Genomic DNA, 3,350 nt, shown 5'->3' on the forward strand with positions numbered 1-3,350 from the left:
CCCCGCGCCCCCCCCCCCCCGCCCGCCCGCCGGGGCGCGCCCCCGCGGCCCCCCCCCGCGGCCCCGGGCGGGCGGGCGCGCCCCCGCGCCGCGCGCCCCGCCCGGGGGCGCCCCCGCCGGGGCCCGGCGGGGCTCCCCCCCCGGGGCCCGGAGCCGCCATGAGCAGCGAGCGAGATGTGCGGGGCGAGGTCAGGAGTGCGGCTGGTCGTTCTGGTCGCCGCCCGAACCGAAGCGGTTCTTGAGCTGGTCCTGACCGGTGTCGACCTGCTTCTCGTATTTGCCGCCGGTCTTCTTGTCGACGGCGTCTCCCGCCTTGTCGACCCCCTTCCCGGCCTGGCTTTCGTGGCCCTTCATCATCTGCTTCAGCTTGTCCATCATGGACATGAGTGGTCCTCCTCACAGCGGTTCCCCCTCCACTCCAGGGTGTGCGCTCTTGACCGGGTCCGCATCCCGGCGGGCCGCGGCGCACCGGATCCGCAGCACGGCGGCAGCCTCAGGGCGTACGGATTCCGGGATTCCGGCGGGCACGGGCGGGGCTTCCGGGCCCCCTGCGGACCCAGCCGAGCATGAGAACCGCGCTGACCGCGGCGAAGGCACACCAGGTGGAGACGTACTCCAGCCTCCAGAGCAGGAAGCAGATCAGGGCTCCCGCGCCGACGACCGCACCGAAGAGTCTCAGCAGCGGATCAGTGGTGATTACCAGGGACCCGACGGTGGCCAGCAGATACCCGGCGACGACGAGGGCGGGAAGCGGCAGGTCGATCACGTACCCGACCGTGTGCCCGCGGACTTCGGCGGTGACCGGCCGGGCAGCGATACGGAGCGCGAGGACCGAAGCCGTGGCGGTCCCGGCGGCGACGGGCAGCAGGAGGCGGCTGGGTACCGGGCGGGGTGCGGCGAGCAGGACGCCGCAGGGCACCCAGAGTGCGAGTACGGGCAGGGCGACGACGGCCCAGGCCGTGGTGGCCGGGCCCGCGCCACCGCCGGCGTGCCAGACGACCGCCTCGATGACCTGGTGGATTCCGAGCAGCAGCGGCAGTGCGGCCAGCGGAAGGTCACGCGTGCGGCGCGTCCGTGCCAGACAGGCCACCCCGACCGCTGCGACGGCGGAGCCCGCCGCGAGGTCGGCCGTCGCACTCCAGCACATGGTGCCTCCGTAAGTTGTTAGGCGGCCCGGTGTCCTGTCATGGCTCCTCCGGTCCGGAGGGTCTGGAGGGCTTCGGTGTGGGGGGCTTCGGTTCGGACTGTGCTGACGGCTCCGGTTCGTGCGGACCGGCCGACAGGGCGCACGCGAGGGCCCCCGCGGCGCATACCGGCGGCGGCAGGGCCGCCCAGGCGGGTGCCCAGGTCCGCAGTGCAGCGGCGCCCACCGCACCCGCGAGCAACGCGGCCAGCCGGCTTCCGGCCGGGCGTCCGCCCGACGGGTTGGTCAGCAGCGCGCTGAGCGTCCCGGTGAAGTACGTCGTCGGTGCGCCGCTGGGGCCGGCCGCGAACATCGCGGCCGTCTGGAGGCCCATCGCCACGGACAGCACGGCGATCAGCGCGGCGCGGCCGGCGCCGTCCGGGTGGCCTCCGGCGTCCGCCCAGGCCACACCCACGGCGGCGAGCAGGGCGACCTCGGCCATGAGACAGACGAGCACTCCCCGGCCCCAGTGGCCGCCCGGCCCCTCACCCGCGGAGGTCACATCCGTACGGGCGCTGCCGTGCGTACGGCAGAAGCGGCCCGCCGCGACCACGGACAGCGCGAATCCGGTGAGCGCCACCAGCGGATACGCCGCGTCGCCCGGCGATCCGCTGCCCAGGCCGATGGCCAGCAGGATCAGGTTTCCGGTCATCACACCGGCGAAGACATGACCGAGAGCGATGAAGGCCAGCGCGTCCACGGCTCCCGCCGCAGCCGCCAGCAGGGGCAGCACAGCGGCACGGGCATGCCTGGCGGCGCGTCTCTTCGGCAAGTTCGGACCTCCGGCCCCATGCTCGCCGCTAACCCCGGCCACCACAACGGCGCCCGGGGACACAGCCGTCCCGGACGGACAGCCTCCGGGCAGCGCATCTCACCCGGGTTCACTCGTATGGCGTAACCGGCCGCGGTCTTCGTGAGGAGGGCGGCGGGGCGCGCACACCGCCCTTCCCGCACATTCCGGCAGTCGGCCGGGCCCAGTCGTGTTGCCGGGAGGCGCAAATGAGCACCCGATGGAATGACGCGTGCAATCCGCGGGCTGGGGCCGTCCGAGCCTCTGCCGGACCACGTACAAGGGAGTGATCACAGATGGCAGCCGACTTCCGCAGCCCCGATGAGCTGACCGGCCTGATGGTCTACGACATCACCGGGGACAAGATCGGCGGCGTCGAGCAGGTCTACCTCGACGACCAGAGTGGCCGCCCCGAGTGGGCGACCGTGAAGACCGGCCTGTTCGGCACCAAGGAAACCTTCATCCCGCTCGAAGGTGCCCGGCGTGAGGAGAACGCCCTGCACATCCCCCACGCCAAGGAGCTCGTCAAGGACGCCCCGCGGCTCGACGCCGAGCAGCACCTGGACCTCGCCCAGGAGCAGGAGCTGTACCAGCACTACGGGCTCACCCACCCGGGCCAGTCGGCCGGCGCCCCGGAAGCCGCCGGAGCCGCGGGGGCCGCAGGAGCGGCCGGCGCCGCGAACCGGAAGGCGGCAGGCCCGCTGCACGGTGAGGCAGCGGACACCGCGGGCACCCGGGGCACGGCGGGGACGACCGGTCCCGCCGCCGGCATGGGCGGCCGTGACGCGCAGAGCAGCATGCACACCGGGGCCGACACGACCGCCGGTGCCCGGGGCGTTCCCGCCGGTATGGGCTCGCGCGGTGCCATGGACGAGAACGAGGAGCTCATCCGCTCCGAGGAGCAGCTGCGGGTCGGCACCGAAGAGCATGTCGCGGGCCGCGCACGGCTGCGCAAGACGGTGGTCACCGAGAACGTGACGACCACCGTCCCGGTCAGCCACGAAGAGGTCCACGTCGTCAGGGAGCCCATCAAGGAGGGCGACCGCACCACGGCGGAGCGGGCCCGTATCGGCGAGGCGGAGTCCGAGGTGGTTCTGCACGCCGAGCAGCCCGTGGTCAGCAAGGAGGCCGTGGCCGTCGAACGGGTGCGGATGGAGACGGAGAAGGTCACCGAGCAGAAGGAAGTCTCCGCCGAGGTCCGCAAGGAGCAGATCCAGTACGACGACGGTCACACCGCGAAGGAGCGTGGCGACACGGAGGGCACCGGCCACTGAAGCCGTGTGCCCGGCGCGCTCCGGACGCGGCTGGGGCGCGGCCGGTTCCGGCCGGGGGGGGGGGGGGGGGGGGGGCGGGGGGGGGCCCCCCCCCCCCCCCGGG

General features: G+C 73.9%; 4 protein-coding genes. 1 reads left to right on the top strand and 3 read right to left on the bottom strand.

The features are described from left to right. Positions 1 to 189: 189 nt before the first annotated feature. The 3 genes from ACFXBC_RS34610 to ACFXBC_RS34620 all read right to left on the bottom strand — a co-directional run bounded on the left by ACFXBC_RS34610 (position 190) and on the right by ACFXBC_RS34620 (position 1,955). Positions 190 to 384: an antitoxin gene (locus tag ACFXBC_RS34610; protein WP_385033936.1), complete on the bottom strand. Its 195-nt coding sequence runs from the start codon at positions 382 to 384 to the stop codon at positions 190 to 192. Between the two features lie 109 nt (positions 385 to 493). Beyond that, on the bottom strand, positions 494 to 1,147 hold the full coding sequence (locus ACFXBC_RS34615) for a DUF6629 family protein (protein ID WP_385033939.1): 654 nt from the start codon (positions 1,145 to 1,147) through the stop codon (positions 494 to 496). A 37-nt stretch (positions 1,148 to 1,184) separates the two neighbouring features. Further along, positions 1,185 to 1,955, bottom strand: coding sequence for a YoaK family protein (locus tag ACFXBC_RS34620; protein ID WP_385033942.1), 771 nt, complete (start codon positions 1,953 to 1,955; stop codon positions 1,185 to 1,187). A gap of 314 nt (positions 1,956 to 2,269) precedes the next feature. On the opposite strand from ACFXBC_RS34620, the gene ACFXBC_RS34625 reads away from it, so the two are divergent. Beyond that, on the top strand, positions 2,270 to 3,247 hold the full coding sequence (locus ACFXBC_RS34625) for a PRC and DUF2382 domain-containing protein (protein ID WP_385033945.1): 978 nt from the start codon (positions 2,270 to 2,272) through the stop codon (positions 3,245 to 3,247). Positions 3,248 to 3,350 lie beyond the last annotated feature (103 nt).

The sequence above is a fragment of the Streptomyces sp. NPDC059398 genome (assembly GCF_042751845.1).
In the GTDB taxonomy this organism is placed as follows: domain Bacteria; phylum Actinomycetota; class Actinomycetes; order Streptomycetales; family Streptomycetaceae; genus Streptomyces.